Raw genomic sequence first — 14,698 nt, forward strand, 5'->3', positions numbered from 1 at the left:
TGACATGGGGCGCCACGCTCTTGCCAGCGCAGTGCAGCATGGGCAGGGTGGAAATCATGAATCTGCTCGGACCGACCTCGAACACCTTCATCTCGCAGCGCCTGCGGCTCCACTATGTGGACTGGGGCAATGCGGAAAAGCCGCCGCTGCTGCTGATTCACGGCGGGCGCGACCATTGCCGCAGCTGGGACTGGACGGCGGAGGCCCTGCGCGAGGACTGGCACGTGATCGCGCTCGATCATCGTGGCCATGGCGACAGCGAATGGGCATCGGACGGCAACTATCGCATCATGGACATGGTCTATGACGTGGCGCAACTGATCCACCAGCTGGGCCTGGCGCCGGTGACCATCGTGGCCCATTCGATGGGGGCGGCCGTGGCGCTGCGTTATGCCGGGCTGTTTCCCGAAGACGTGCGCAAGCTGGTAGCGATCGAGGGCATCTTCCCCACCCCCGATTGGGAAGCGCGCATGCGCGGCGTGCCCTTCGCCCGCCGCATCCGCGACTATATTGCCGAAAAGCGCAAGGCCGCCGGCCGCCTGCCGCGCCGCTATCCCACTATCGAGGCGGCGATCGCGCGTATGAAGGCGCAGAACCCCTATATCAACGATGCCCAGGCCCGGCACCTCACCATCCACGGCATCAACCGCAACGAGGATGGCACCTTCACCTGGAAGTTCGATCCCTACGTCCACATCGAACACCCCTATGATATCTCGCAGGATCGCAAGCACGAGCTGTGGGAAGCGATTACCAGCCCCACCTTGCTGCTCAACGGCGCGGATTCCTGGGCCGGCAACCCGGTGCGCGACGGGCGCATCGCGCATTTCCGCAATGCCGAGGCGGTGGAATTCGCCAACGCCGGGCACTGGCTGCACCACGACCAGTTCGATCGCTTCGTCGCCACGCTGCGGGACTTTCTCTGACCGCGCGGGACACACCGATGTCGTCGGGCGCTGGATCGCAGGCGGGCGCTGCATCGCAAGCCGGGCGGTCGCTGGTCTTTGCCAGCTACAATATCCACAAGGGCGTGGGCGCGGATCGCCGCTGCGATCCCGAGCGCATTCTCATGGTGCTGCACGAGTTGGGCGCCGACGTGATTGCCCTGCAAGAGGCAGACCGCCGGTTCGGCACGCGCGAAGGGGTGATCCCGCCGGCGCTGCTGGCCCACGGCAGCCCATGGCGCGCAGTGGCCCCCGGCGTGATCGATCGTGCGCGCCGTGCCGGAAGCCTGGGCTGGCACGGCAATGTCATCCTGGTGCGGCGCGATCTGGTGGTGACCGCGTGCCAGCCCGTGCCCCTGCCCACGCTGGAACCGCGCGGCGCCGTGGCGGTGGATCTCGATTGGGGTGGGCAGGGCGTGCGGGTAATCGGCATGCACCTTGATCTTTCCGGTCTGCGCCGGCGCCAGCAGGTGCGCGTGGCCTGCGCCGCCGCCGGGCAGGGTCCGCGCGTGCTGATGGGCGATTTCAACGAATGGGCGCCGCGCGGCGGGGCGCTCCAGGCGTTTTCCACCGATCTCGATGTGCTCACGCCCGGGCGCAGCTTTCCCGCGCGGCGCCCGCTGGGCCAGCTCGATCGCATCGTGGTGAGCCACGACTGGGTGGTGGAAGCCACCGGCGTGCATCACAGCGCCTTGGCGCAGCAGGCATCGGATCATCTACCCGTCTGGGCGCGGCTGCGTCTAAACCCTGCCTAAAAATTGGGCAGATTCTTTGCGCTGCACAAGAATCGAGCGCACGGCAAACGCTCGACAATGGATATGGTTTCCGTGAATCGCTGATTCCGTAAGGAAACTGATTTGGCACGCCCCTTGCTTTAACATTCATGCCGGTTCCGAACCGGATGGTTGAGGCCGTGAAAGGGGGCATGAATGAAATTCATCATCGCCATCATCAAGCCGTTCAAGCTCGACGAAGTGCGTGAAGCGCTGTCAGGCCTGGGCGTTGCTGGGATGACGGTGTCGGAAGTGAAGGGTTTTGGCCGTCAGAAAGGCCAGACCGAGATCTACCGCGGCGCCGAATACTCCACGAACATGCTGCCCAAGGTGAAGCTCGAAATCGCTGCCAGCGATGACATGGCAGCGCAGATCGTCGAGACCATCCAGCAAACTGCCAGCACCGAGGCCATCGGCGACGGCAAGATTTTCGTGCTCGATCTCGCTTCGGCGGTGCGCATTCGCACCGGTGAAAGCGGCGAGCCGGCGCTGTGACTTCCGAGAAGAGGGGAAACCATATGATCCGCAAGATGATCAGTGGCATGACGGCAGCCGGGCTCAGCCTCGGCATGGCCTCTGCCGCCTTTGCGCAAGCCGGGCCGATCAAGGCCCCCACGGCCGAACAGATGGCCACCATGGTCAACAAGGGTGACGTCGCCTGGATGCTGGTCTCGGCCGCTCTGGTGCTGATGATGAGCATTCCCGCCCTGGCGCTGTTCTACGGCGGCCTGGTGCGCACCAAGAACATGCTTTCGGTGCTGATGCAGGTGCTGATGATCGTTTCGGTCGCGGCGCTGTGCTGGGTCTGCTGGGGCTACTCGATGGCCTTCACCGGCGGCTCGCCCTATGTCGGCGGCTTTTCGAAGATGTTCCTTGCGGGTGTTTCCACCTCGACTTACGCAGCGACGTTCTCCAACAACGTCTACCTGCCCGAATATGTCTACGTCATCTTCCAGATGACCTTCGCCTGCATCACGCCGGCGCTGATCGTGGGCGCCTTTGCCGAGCGCGTGAAGTTCACGCCGCTGATGATCTTCACGGTCCTGTGGCTCACGCTCGTCTATTTCCCGATGGCCCACATGGTGTGGTACTTCGCCGGTCCCGACTTCCTGTCGGACAACACGTCTGACGCCGGCCTGATCTATGGCTGGGGCGGCCTGGACTTTGCCGGCGGCACCGTGGTGCACATCAACGCGGGTATCGCTGGCCTCGTCGGCTGCCTCGTGATCGGCAAGCGCCTGGGCTTTGGCAAGGAAGCCACCCCGCCGCACTCGCTGACCATGACCATGATCGGCGCCTCGCTGCTGTGGGTGGGCTGGTTCGGTTTCAACGCCGGTTCGGGCCTTGAATCCAATGCTGCCACCGCGCTCGCTTTCATCAACACGTTCGTCGCCACGGCCGCTGCCGCCGTCTCCTGGTCGATCGTCGAGCAGATCAAGCACGGCAAGCCCTCGATGCTGGGTGCTGCCTCGGGTGCCGTCGCCGGCCTCGTCGCCATCACCCCGGCTGCCGGCTATGCCGCCCCGATGGGCGCCATTGTCCTCGGCCTCGTCGTCTCGCCGATCTGCTTCTTCTTCGTCACCACCGTGAAGAACGCCCTCAAGTATGACGACACGCTCGACGTGTTCGGCGTGCACTGCATCGGCGGGATCGTCGGCGCCATCGGCACCGCCATCGTCGCCGACCCCCGCCTGGGTGGCCAGGGCTGGATCGACTACACCGTGTTCCCCGCCAAGGCCGGCACCTATGACCTGGTCGGCCAGATCATCACCCAGGTGAAGGCCGTGGTCCTCACCCTGGTGCTCTCGGGCGGTGTCTCGGCGATCCTGTTCATCGCTCTGGACAAGACCATCGGCCTGCGTCCGACCGAAGAAGCCGAGCGCGAAGGCCTCGACATCTCCGAACACGGCGAACGCGCCTACAACGGCTAAGTTTTCACCAGCTTGGCGGGGTGGGGGGCCTGATCCTCTCCCTCTCTCCCCCTCCTCCGCCAAACCATGTTCCTCCTGCGAACGACCTGGCCCGGAAGCGCAAGCTTCCGGGCTTCTTTTTACCCGCATCCGGAAGCGCAAGCTTCCGGGCTTCTTTTTTGTTTTCCGGCCGATTGTTATGGAAGTTTGACGGACGCCCGCTGGCACTTTGCAAAGTTAACGTTCGCGAAATTGTCCCATCGTAGAACACCGTAGCGAGAACGTGTCTCGGGCGGAGATTCGAATGGTGATCCGGCGCATGGCCTGGGGCAGGCCTGGCAACACAGGCGATGGGCTGGCACGCAATGCCGATGGCGCTGCAGCGGGCCTGTTGCCCGAACAGGCCGCCGCCTTGTGCCAGGCTTATGAATCGCTGGGGCTGGGCGCGTTCTGGTCGTGCGATGCCGATGGCCGGCTGACCTATCTCTCTCCCGCCGCACGCGCCGTGCTGGGCACCGATGGCGATCCGCTGGGCCGCACCCTGCTCGACTTGTTCCAGCATGAAGAGGGGACCGGTGAAGGCGGGACCAACGCGGGGGGCACCGAGCGATCCTTGCGCTTCGTGCTGGCGCGCCGCACCCGGTTCGAGCGGCTGACCGTGCGCAGCGGCGATACCGCGCAACCGCGCTGGTGGTCGCTTTCGGGAGAGGCGATCCATCGCAAGGGCGTGTTCGCCGGCTTCCATGGCCATTGCGCCGATATCAGCGACCAGCGCCGCCATGCCGAGGAAAGCAGCCACCTGGCGCTTCACGATTCGCTGACCGGCCTTGCCAACCGGCGCCACATGAACCTGATGCTGGCGCGCAAGATTGCCGCGCTGGCGGCGGCCAAGCGTCCCTGTGCCACGATGCTGATCGACCTCGACCGCTTCAAGCAGGTCAACGACACGCTGGGCCATGCCGCCGGTGATGCGCTGCTCAAGCAGGTGGCCGATCGGCTGGTGCGGCTGGTGGGCGATGCCAGCCGGGTCTGCCGCCTGGGCGGCGACGAATTCCAGATCATCCTGCCCGATGTCGAAGATCGCGGCCGCCTGGGCGAATTGGCCGAAGCGCTGATCGAGGACTTGTCGCAACCCTATCTCATCGAAGGCAGCCGCTGCCTGATCGGGGCCTCGATCGGGGTGGCGATCGCGCCGTTCGACGGGGCCGCCGCCGACGAACTGGTGCGCAGCGCCGATCTGGCGCTCTATGCCGCCAAGGGCAGCGGGCGCGGGCGCTTCCGGTTCTTTTCCAGCGACCTGCTCAAGGCGGCCGAGGACCGCAAGGCGTTGGAGGAAGACCTTCACGATGCCCTGGCGCAAGGCCAGTTTGACCTGCACTATCAGCCCATCGTCAAGGCGCAGACCAACCAGGTGATCGGGGTGGAAGCGCTGCTGCGCTGGAACCATCCCGAACACGGGCAGATTTCCCCGTCGCGGTTCATTCCCATTGCCGAGGAATGCAACCTGATCCGTGCGCTGGGCGAATGGGTGCTGCGCACGGCCTGCGCCGATGCGGCCACTTGGGGTGCCCCGTTGCGCGTGGCGGTCAATGTCTCGCCGGTTCAGTTTGCCGACGAGAATTTCCCGATGATTGTCGCTTCGGCCCTGGCCCAATCGGGGCTCGATCCCCAGCGGCTGGAGCTGGAAATCACCGAAGGCGTGTTCCTGGAGGAAGGCGGCCTTACCGACGCGCGGTTCAAGGCCTTGAAAGGCCTGGGCGTGCGCCTGGCGCTCGATGATTTCGGCACCGGCTATTCCTCGCTCGGCTATTTGAAAAGCGCGCCGTTCGACAAGATCAAGATCGACCAGTCGTTCGTGCGCGGGGCCACCCAACCGGGCAGCCGCAACCGCGCGATCATCACCGCGATCGTCGCCCTGGCCCAGGCGCTGGACATGGAAACCACCGCCGAAGGGGTGGAAAGCTTCGACCAGTTCGACCTGATGAAAGCCTTGAGCGTTGGCCACGTCCAGGGCTTCATCTACAGCCACCCGCTCGCCAACGCCGCGTTCACCCAGGCGCTGGGCGGGGGTGACTGGATCATCGAGCCCTCGGGTCCGGCGCGCCAGCGCCACCAGCGCCAGGCGATGTTCCGCCGCGTGGGCGTGGTGCACGAGGATCACTATTATCCCGTGGTGCTGCGCAACCTCTCGATGTCGGGCGCGCTGATCGAGGGGCTGCTCGAAGTGCCGCTGGAAACGCCGTTCGTGCTCGACCTGGGCGACGGGCAACTGGTGGTGGCCAAGGTACGGCGTAGCCAGGGCCACCAGCAGGGCCTGGAATTCGAGCAGGAACTGGTGAGCGACGGTAATGGCGGCCTGTGCACGCGCTATCGCGTCTCGCCCTATCAGCTTTCGGCCGCCGGCCTGACGCTGGGCGCCGGGCCGGGCGGGCCGATGCAGATCAACCGTGGCCCCAACGCCAAAGTGACGATGCCGGCCTTTGCCATGGCGACCGACTGGAACGGCGCCGGGCTGGCGTGGAACGAAGCTGCTTAGTTTGCCTGGATTTCGGCATGCCGAAATCCAGGGTTGCGGCACCGGCCCGCTCCCCCAACGCCGAAACGCAAGTTTCGGCCAGAAACGCTCCGCGGCTTGAATTGCGCGGGGCTTGGCGTAAAGCCGCGTCATCATGACCGACCAGACCATGCCCCCGATCGCCCGCCCGCAGCCCAAGGACTGGATCAAGGCGATCCATGCCTATGTGCCGGGCAAATCGACGGGTGCGGATGGCCAGCCGCTGATCAAGCTGTCGGCCAACGAGAATCCGCTGGGCACCAGCGCGGCGGCGGTGGCGGCGCGCGGCGCGGTGGCCAATGCCGCGCTCTATCCCGATCCCGACAGCAAGGACCTGCGCGCCGCGTTGGCCGCGCTGCACGGGCTCGATCCGGCGCGCGTGGTCATGGGCACAGGCTCTGACGAACTGCTGCACATCGCCGCCCAGGCCTATGCCGGGGTGGGCGATGAAGTGCTGTTCGTGCGCTATGGCTTTTCGGTCTATCCCATTGCCGCGCGGCGATGCGGCGCCACGCCGGTGGAAGCGGCGGACGTGGATTACGGCACCGATGTCGACGCATTGCTGGCCGCGGTAACCCCGCGCACGCGCGTGGTGTTCCTGGCCAATCCCAACAATCCTACGGGCAGCTATATCGGGCGGGACGAGCTGGCGCGGCTCCATGCCGGGCTTCCGGGCGATGTCTTGCTGGTGGTGGACCAGGCCTATGCCGAATATGTTGCGGCAGAGGATGACGACGGGGCGCTCGATCTGGCGCGCAGCGCGCCCAACGTGCTGGTCACGCGCACCTTTTCCAAGATCTATGGCTTGGCGGGTGAACGCATCGGCTGGGCCACCGGCCCGGCGGACGTGGTCGACATGCTCAACCGCATTCGCGGGCCGTTCAATGTCTCGCTCACCGGCCAGGCGATGGGGCTGGCGGCCGTGGCGGACCAGGCTTTCGTCCAGGCCTCTGCCGCGCATAACCGGGGCGAGCGGGCGCGCTTTGTCGCCGCGCTCGAAGCGCTGGGCAACCACGGCCTGCGCCCCTTGCCGAGCCAGGCCAATTTCGTGCTGATCGAGTTTTCCGGCGCGCTCACCGCAGAGGCCGCCTATCTCGGGCTGATGGACGCGGGCTATATCACCCGCTGGCTGCCCGGCCAGGGCTTGCCGCAGTGCCTGCGCATCACCATCGGCACGCCCGAGCAGATGGACGCAATCGCTGGTGCGCTGCGCGCGATGGTCCAGGCCCAGCCCGAACGCGCCGGGCAATGAGCCAGCCGTTCGCGCGCATCGCGGTGATCGGCCTGGGGCTGCTGGGCGGATCGGTTGCCCTGGCGGCGCGCGCGCGCGTGCCGGGCGTGGTGGTCACCGGCTATGATGCCGATCCGGCAGTGCGTGCCCGCGCGGCGCAGATCGGCCTCGCCACGACCATTGCGCAAAGCCCGGCCGAGGCCGTGGCCGATGCCGACCTGGTGGTGTTCTGCGTGCCGGTGGGCGCGATGGCAGCGGCGGCGGCCGCCATTGCACCCTATCTGCCCGCGGCATGCGTGGTCAGCGATGTGGGATCGAGCAAGGCCAGCGTGCTCAAGGCGTTGGGCGAGGCGCTGCCTGGCGCCACGATCGTGCCGGCGCACCCCGTGGCCGGGACCGAACAGAGCGGCCCGGACGCCGGCTTTGCCACGCTGTTCGTGGGGCGCTGGTGTATCCTGACACCGCCCGACGACGCCGATCCCGCTGCCGTCACCGCCGTTTCCGCCTTCTGGGAGGCGCTCGGCGCCAAAGTGGAAATGATGGACGCCGCGCACCACGATCTGGTGCTGGCCGTCACCAGCCACCTGCCGCACCTCATTGCCTATACGATCGTGGGCACCGCGTCTGATCTGGAAGAAGTCACGCAGAGCGAGGTCATCAAATACTCGGCCGGCGGGTTTCGCGATTTCACCCGCATTGCCGCGTCCGACCCGACGATGTGGCGCGACGTGTTCCTGCACAATCGCGATGCGGTGCTCACGATGCTGCAAGTCTTCAGCGAAGACCTTACCGAACTGCAAAAAGCCATCCGCAAGGGCGATGGCGCGGCGCTGTTCGACCATTTCACCCGCACCCGCGCCATTCGCCGCTCGATCATTGCGATGGGCCAGGATGACGCCCGGCCAGACTTTGGCCGTGACCATGGCGTTGCCGGCCAGCCTTGAGGGCGGCGGCCTGGCTTGCCCTTATGCGTCGTTGGCAACGCCGGTGTGCTGTTCCTGATCCATCACGCGGGCGTGCCAGATGTTGCGCCCCACGAACACGCCCACGATCGTCAGGACCACGATGATGGCAACCACCAGGCCGGCGCGGGCAAAGCGGCGGGAGCGGCGTTCGGGCGGCAAGTTGCGGGGATCTTCCATCTAGGCTCCTGTTGCAGATCTGTTTGTTCTGCAACGCGGCAGCGCCGCTTTCGCTCCGCGTCCCGGCCCCGCGCCCTGCCCGCCAAATCGGCAGGCCCAGCAAAAAGGGGCGGCAACCGCGTGGTTGCCGCCCCTTTTTCTGTTTTGGCGTCTGGGCTCAGAGTGTGATGACGTTTCGTTGAAACGCCTTCACACTCTAGATATTTGTTGTCGCGCGATTTTTTGACAAAAACCGGTGCCCACTTTTTGTCATCGCGCTTTAGAGCGCGATGCTGAGCGAAGCGCGCACGTTGGGAGCAATGCCGCCGTTGGTCGGCTTTTCCGCCCCGGCCGAGATCTTCCAGGTGTAGTCCAGGCCGCCCTGGAGAATGCCGACCGAGCCGATCCAGGCCGAGCTCTGGTTTTCCGGGGTGAGCGTGAAGGACTGGCCCGAGCCGAAGATCGCCGTGGTCTGGCCCAGGTCGCCCGAAAGGTGGCTGCGGCGGCCGAAGTCGGCTTCCACGGTGAAGGGGCGCCCTTCGTAGCTGCTGGGGCCACGGCTCCAGGCAAAGCCCAGGGTGGTGGTGGCGTTGACGGCGGTGCTGGTGCGGCCGCGCACCAGCAGGATGATCGCGTCGGTACCGGTTTCCTGGTAGCCGTTTTCCTTGAGGCGGAAGTACTCGATGCTCGCCTTGGGCTTGATCTTGAACGTGTCGCTCAGATTGAAGTCGTAGGTGAAGCCGCCGGTGGCCGAGATCGAGTGGCCCTTCCAGCCGCCGTGCGCGGTGTAGGTGATGTCCGAAGAATCGACCGTGCCGGTGAAGGTGCGGTCAAGCTTGTAGGACGAGCGGCCATAGCCGACGCGAGCGAAGGTGTAGAGCTTGCCGAACGCCTTGCGCCAGAAGGCGTTGATTTCGATGTTGTTCACGCCCAGCGACTGCTGGTTGTGGTTGTTCACCGTGCCGCTGGTCCAATCGAAGTAGGCGCCGATGTTGCCCAGCGACGTGGCGCGTTCGAGGCCGAGCGAGACACCACCGCCGCTCAGGCTGTAGCCGATCGAATCCCCGTCGTGCTTGCTGGCACGGAAGTAGAGCGGCTCAAGCCACATGCCGGTGTTGCTGATGGTGAACAGCGACGAATCGTCGGCCACGTGCAGCGCCGCCTGGCGCGAACCGCGGGTGACGAAATCGAACGCGCCGCCGGCATAGTCGGGCAGCAGTTCGTTGAACTGGCTCTGCATCGCGCTGGTCGTGGTCATCTGCAGCAGGCTGGATTCCAGCGTGCTGTAGCTGGCCGCATTGCCGATGATCGCGTCATAGGCAGCGGCCTGGGGCGACGTGAGGCCCAGCTCGGTGGCGGTCTTGCGCGCCAGGGTCAGTTCCAGGTCGTTGCCCGACTGGGTGATCGAACCCTTGAACAGGATCGGCAGCGAAAGCGAGCTGGTGGTGACATTGCTGCCGCCGGTCAGCGTGCCGGCCGACACGATGTCATAAGTCCCGGCCGCGTTGGCGAACGAGGAGATCGTCACGCCGATCTTGGAGCCGCTGTTGAAGGTCACCGTGTTGGCCACCAGCTTCGACGCGGTGCCGGTGGTGCCATCGACATAGACGCCCAGCGTGCCGCCGGAATTGACCGTGAGGCTGTTGATCGTGGTGGTGTCGGTGCTGTTGGCGCCGAACGAGCCGCCGTTGACCGTCACGCCCAGCTGCGAACCGCCGCTGATCGTGCCCTTCCAGATCGCCGAATCGGCCAGGGTCAGCGTGCCGACCTGGTCATTGAGGATCAGTTCGCCGGTGAAGCGCGAATTGCCGGCCATCGACATGGTGGCCGTGCCGGTGCCGAAATCGATATCGCCGATCCACTTGGCGTCGTCGGCCAGCTTCACGGTGTCGTTGCCCGCGCCCAGGTAGGCGTCGCCGGTCACCTTGCCGGATTCGATGTCCACCGTGTCGTTGCCGCTGCCGGTATAGATGTCGCCGGTGATCGCGGTGTAGACGGTGGCGGTGTCCACGTCATAGCCCGAGGCGGCCTTGTCGGTCTTCTGGCTCGCCGCGTCGGTGCTGTTGAGGTACTGCGTGATCGTCACGCCGCTGGTGTTGGCCGAAAGGTCGATCGCCGCGTTCTTGCCGGTGGTGGCGCCGCTCACGGTGATGAAGCCGGTGTTGTTGACCGTGGTCAGCGTGCCCGAGAGATCGCGGATGCCATAGAGGTTGCCGGTGGAAACCTCGCTCGCCGTCGCCTTGATCGTGCCTTCGTTATACAGCGAAGTGGCCGTGACGCCCGAATTGATCAGGATCGCGGTGGCATCGCTGTTGACCGTGGTGGCCGAAACCGTGCCATAGACGCCGATACCGTTCGACAGGGTGACGGTGCCGCCCTGGCCGCCCAGCACCACGCCATAGGAGCTGAGCCCGCTGTAATAGGCGGAAGCGCCGACGCTGCCGTCGATCGCCACCGAATAAGTGCCGGTGGTGGCCGTGACCGAGCCGATCGTGGTGTTGCTGGTGCCGCCGATCAGCAGCGCCGGGCTGGTGCCATAGGACTGGATCGAGCCGGTGGTTTCGGTGGTGCTGCCGCTGCTCGATGCCACGGTGACGATCACGCCGCCGGTAACATTGCCCGAAACCTGTACCGCAGCCTTGCCGCTGCTGAGCGCGGAGGGCGAGAGGTACTGCGTGGTGGAATCGTCGGCGGTGTAGCTGACCGCCTGGCTCATCGCGCCGTCGATCTTCACCGTGCCGGTCACGTTGCCGTTCACGACCACGGCTTGCGCGCCCTGGCCGATCACCGAGACGGTTCCGCCGATGTTGAGGTTGCCGGTCACGTTGCCGGTCTCGATGCCCACCGAGCTGTCACCCTTGACGCTGATCGTGCCGGTGTTGGTGATCGAGCCGGTCAGGTCCGAATCGACGACGATGCCGCCGGAATTGTTGCCTTCGACCGAGATCGTGCCGCTGTTGGAAATCGTCGCCGTGGTGGCGCTGCCCGACAGGATGTGGATGCCATAGCGGCCGGTGAGCTGCGAGACCGAGCCATCGACGACCGAGCTGTTGCCCAGCACGTCGGGCGTGTAGTCTTCGGTGAGGGAGATCGTGCCGGCATTGGTGATCGTGGTGGTCACGCCCGAGCTGACGGCGATGCCCGCGCTGTTGCTGTAGCCGCTGAGCGTGAGCGACCCGCCCGAGTTGACGTTGACCGTCTTGGAGGAATCGACCGTCACGGCCGTGGCGCTGCCACTGGCCAGCTTGATCGCGCCGCCGCTGGCAACGGTGACGTTGCCGGCCGAGGACGTGGTGAGCGGGGTCAGCGTGCTGGTGCTGACCGTGGTATCGGCAAGCGCGGGGGTGCCCGCCAGCAGGGCGACGGGAATCGCCAGCGGGGCGGCGGAGGAAAGAAAACGAATCTTGGGGAGGCGCTGCATGGGCTCTCGTCTCGTTGGGCAAAAGGGCCAGCAGGGGCAGGCCGGTGGCATCATTGGGGGCTTCATATCCGGGGCCGGCCGGCTTTACCAGTGCCTGAAATGCGCCGAAACCACTATCCGTCGCAAGCGAAGATGAAGAAATGTTCAGAGAATTTTGGTGATCGTAAATATGGCGTTCAGATGGTACGATGCAGCAGGGCATCGGGACAAGGGAATGGACGGAGCAACCATCGTGCGCGACGGGTGGACCGCATGACCTTTTGCGGTGACGTGCAGGGCGATGCCCTTGCCTTGGGCGACGACGCCCCTGGTCCTCTTTCGACAGGGCCAGTCACCGATCATCAACACGCCGGCAGGGCCGCGTCAGCCGCCTATGTGCTGGACGGCAGCGCCATCGGCGTGGCCGGCCTCGATCTGGCACGGGTGGACGACGTGGCGCTGATGGCGCGCGTGGGCCAAGGCTGCCAGGCCTCGTTTGCCGTGCTGGTGGAACGCCATGCCGCGGCGCTCTATCGCGTTGCCGCGCGCATGCTGGGCGACGGGCACGAGGCCGAGGACGTGGTGCAGGACTGTTTTGCCCGCATGTGGCAGAACGCGCCGCGCTGGTATCCCACCGGCGCGGGCCTGATCGGCTGGCTGCACCGCGTGGCGATGAACCTGTGTTTCGATCGCAAGCGGCGCTTCCGCGTGGTGGTGACCGACGACCTGCCCGACTGCGCCGACCAGGCCCCGTTGGCCGATCGCATGATCGAGCAGCGCCAGGCCTGCGCGCAAGTGGCAGCTGCCCTCGCGGATCTGCCGGAACGCTATCGCGCCGCGCTGGTCTTGTGCTATTACGAGAACTTCTCCAATGCACTTGCGGCCCAAGTGCTTGATCTTAATATCAAGGCGATGGAGTCGCTGTTGTTCAGGGCGAGGCGGCAGATGCGGGAACTGCTAGAGGCGCGCGACGTCACATGCCGTGACGTGGCTTTTGTGGGTGCGGCCGCCGTGGCCGATGCCTCGGCCAATCCGGGCGCCGGCGCGCACGCGTGACCGGCAAGCTTCCCTGCGTGGCCGATCCCGGCCAGGATCTTGCGACCGGGCGCGATGCGGCTCCCGTTCGTGCGTCCGATCGCATGTCTGACGCCGCGCTCGACCAGCTTCTTTCCCTTCACGAGGCGCCGGCCCTGCCGGCCGGCCTTGCCGCGCGAATCCTGCGCGAGGTGCCGTTGCGCCCGCAGCTTGCCGGCGCAGGCCACGAACTTGGCGATATGGCGCTTCATGCGACCGTGCCCGGCACCATGCCCGGCGTGGCGCGCGCGCGTGGACAGGTCGTGCCGCTGCGCGTGGTCGGCGGCACCGACCATGGCGGCCGGCGCCCCATGGCAACGCGGCTTTCGGCTTGGCGCGGCGCGCTGCTGATGCTGGGCGGCACCGGTATCGGCGCCTTGGCGGCCAGCATCGCTGCGGTGGCCCTGTTCGGCTCTCCTTTCCAAAGCGCGCCGCAAGGCGCACCGGCCGATGCCGGCGCGGCGGCGCCCGCCCTGGTGGCCAGCGCGGCGCCAACCGCACCAGCCCGTGCCCAGGCTTCCGCCACGGCTGCGGCACCCGCCGCCGCACCGGGTGGCCGCGCCCAGCCTGCCGCGTTGGCGGCCAACGCGGCCCCGGCCCTGCCTGCGCCACTCGCCTCGCCCCCGGCCGACACCAGCGATCCCGATCCGGTGCTGCCCCCGGCTGCGCCCGATCGAACCAAGCTGGCCGCGCAATCGCCCGATCCGGGGCCGGACCAGCCCGGCCAGATGGGCCCGACGCTGGGCCCCACGCGCGGCGCGATGGGGCCGTTCCTGCCGCAGGGCTATGGCTATAGCGGCGGCATCGGCGGGGTTCCGGGCGGTATGGGGCCAGGCAGCGCCATTCCCGGCACGATGCAGTCCATGCCCGGACACATGCCGGCTGGCCCCTCGTTGCCCTGACAAGCGCGGCCCCGCGCTTGAAATCGTTCCTCTGACTTCGCCACGCCTTGCACCGTTCAGTGCATCGGCTGGGGTGGGTAGAGCGCGGCATCGGCGCTGATCTGGGCCAGGCGGTGATTGCCCAGCGGCACGCGGCGCGCTCCGTCCAACTGGGTGGTCCGGCACAGGCTGTCGGTGCTGTCGTTCTCGAAAATGCAGGTCACGGGCAGGCCGTGCAGCAGCCGAACGGTGCGGCGCGGATCGCTGTCCGGGGCGCCGGGATGGAACAGGCCGCCGGGATTGGCCTGGAAATAGACCGCCCGCGCCGGCGCGACCAGCACCACCGAGGCGATCCGTGCGCGCAGATCGGCCGGCACCGCGCCCAGCCCGGTATCGAGCACGCCCGCGCCGAATGCCGCGCCGATCAAGGCGATATGGGCCGCGTGGCTGCGCGCCAGGGCCTGGCGCATGGTATCGGCCACCAGGGCATCGACAAAGGCGCGGTCGCGGCCCACGCCGAACAGCGCGGGCGAATTGACCGTGACGACCGGCAGGCCGCGATCGCGCAACGCCGCGATCGTGCCGCCGCCCGCGCCCAGCGCCAGGCCCATGTCGCCCGAAAAATAGACCACCACCAGATCGTGGCGGGGCGGGCCGAGCGGCCCGCGATAGAGCACGGCCTGGCGATCGAAATAGCCGCCAGCCGCCATCGTGCCGCCGGCCACTGCGGGCAGCGCGGCAGCAAGGGCAAACAGCTTGCGACCAAGAAAGCCAATAGCCATGATGCACCGGCATGATCCCTGCGCCCTG

At 66.5% G+C, this 14,698-nt stretch carries 12 protein-coding genes; 9 read left to right on the forward strand and 3 right to left on the reverse strand.

Annotated elements, in window-relative coordinates; translation table 11 throughout:
- Positions 1-56 precede the first annotated feature (56 nt).
- The 7 genes from R9J51_RS04450 to R9J51_RS04480 all read left to right on the forward strand — a co-directional run bounded on the left by R9J51_RS04450 (position 57) and on the right by R9J51_RS04480 (position 8,356).
- Positions 57-926 (forward strand): alpha/beta fold hydrolase, encoded by an 870-nt coding sequence (locus R9J51_RS04450; RefSeq protein ID WP_168555887.1) that lies wholly within the window; start codon positions 57-59, stop codon positions 924-926.
- Between the two features lie 17 nt (positions 927-943).
- Positions 944-1,699 carry an endonuclease/exonuclease/phosphatase family protein gene (locus R9J51_RS04455; RefSeq protein ID WP_168555888.1) on the forward strand — a complete coding sequence of 252 codons (756 nt, stop codon included), beginning with the start codon at positions 944-946 and terminating at the stop codon, positions 1,697-1,699.
- A gap of 174 nt (positions 1,700-1,873) precedes the next feature.
- Complete coding sequence (locus R9J51_RS04460; protein WP_168555889.1) at positions 1,874-2,212, forward strand: P-II family nitrogen regulator; 339 nt, start codon at positions 1,874-1,876, stop codon at positions 2,210-2,212.
- Between the two features lie 23 nt (positions 2,213-2,235).
- Complete coding sequence (locus R9J51_RS04465; RefSeq protein WP_179505967.1) at positions 2,236-3,648, forward strand: ammonium transporter; 1,413 nt, start codon at positions 2,236-2,238, stop codon at positions 3,646-3,648.
- Between the two features lie 283 nt (positions 3,649-3,931).
- Positions 3,932-6,163, forward strand: a complete 2,232-nt coding sequence (locus R9J51_RS04470; protein WP_179505968.1) for an EAL domain-containing protein — start codon at positions 3,932-3,934, stop codon at positions 6,161-6,163.
- Between the two features lie 133 nt (positions 6,164-6,296).
- Positions 6,297-7,433 carry a histidinol-phosphate transaminase gene (gene hisC, locus R9J51_RS04475; protein WP_246866069.1) on the forward strand — a complete coding sequence of 379 codons (1,137 nt, stop codon included), beginning with the start codon at positions 6,297-6,299 and terminating at the stop codon, positions 7,431-7,433.
- Positions 7,430-8,356, forward strand: coding sequence for a prephenate/arogenate dehydrogenase family protein (locus R9J51_RS04480; protein WP_179505969.1), 927 nt, complete (start codon positions 7,430-7,432; stop codon positions 8,354-8,356). Before hisC ends, R9J51_RS04480 begins: the two co-directional genes overlap by 4 nt.
- A 21-nt stretch (positions 8,357-8,377) precedes the next feature.
- On the opposite strand, the gene R9J51_RS04485 is transcribed toward R9J51_RS04480, so the two are convergent.
- Complete coding sequence (locus tag R9J51_RS04485; RefSeq protein WP_168555893.1) at positions 8,378-8,554, reverse strand: hypothetical protein; 177 nt, start codon at positions 8,552-8,554, stop codon at positions 8,378-8,380.
- A gap of 259 nt (positions 8,555-8,813) precedes the next feature.
- Positions 8,814-11,954: an autotransporter domain-containing protein gene (locus R9J51_RS04490; RefSeq protein WP_179505970.1), complete on the reverse strand. Its 3,141-nt coding sequence runs from the start codon at positions 11,952-11,954 to the stop codon at positions 8,814-8,816.
- Positions 11,955-12,206: 252 nt separating this feature from the next.
- On the opposite strand from R9J51_RS04490, the gene R9J51_RS04495 reads away from it, so the two are divergent.
- Complete coding sequence (locus tag R9J51_RS04495) at positions 12,207-12,989, forward strand: RNA polymerase sigma factor (protein ID WP_168555895.1); 783 nt, start codon at positions 12,207-12,209, stop codon at positions 12,987-12,989.
- On the forward strand, positions 12,986-13,909 hold the full coding sequence (locus R9J51_RS04500) for a hypothetical protein (protein ID WP_179505971.1): 924 nt from the start codon (positions 12,986-12,988) through the stop codon (positions 13,907-13,909). The genes R9J51_RS04495 and R9J51_RS04500 overlap by 4 nt, the downstream gene beginning before the upstream one ends.
- A 56-nt stretch (positions 13,910-13,965) precedes the next feature.
- Here R9J51_RS04500 and R9J51_RS04505 read toward each other — a convergent pair whose 3' ends face one another.
- A complete protein-coding gene (locus tag R9J51_RS04505) occupies positions 13,966-14,670 on the reverse strand; it encodes an AcvB/VirJ family lysyl-phosphatidylglycerol hydrolase (protein WP_432787843.1) in 705 nt (234 codons plus the stop codon).
- Between the last annotated feature and the right edge of the window lie 28 nt (positions 14,671-14,698).

Source organism: Novosphingobium rhizosphaerae (genome assembly GCF_050920675.1).
In the GTDB taxonomy this organism is placed as follows: domain Bacteria; phylum Pseudomonadota; class Alphaproteobacteria; order Sphingomonadales; family Sphingomonadaceae; genus Novosphingobium; species Novosphingobium rhizosphaerae.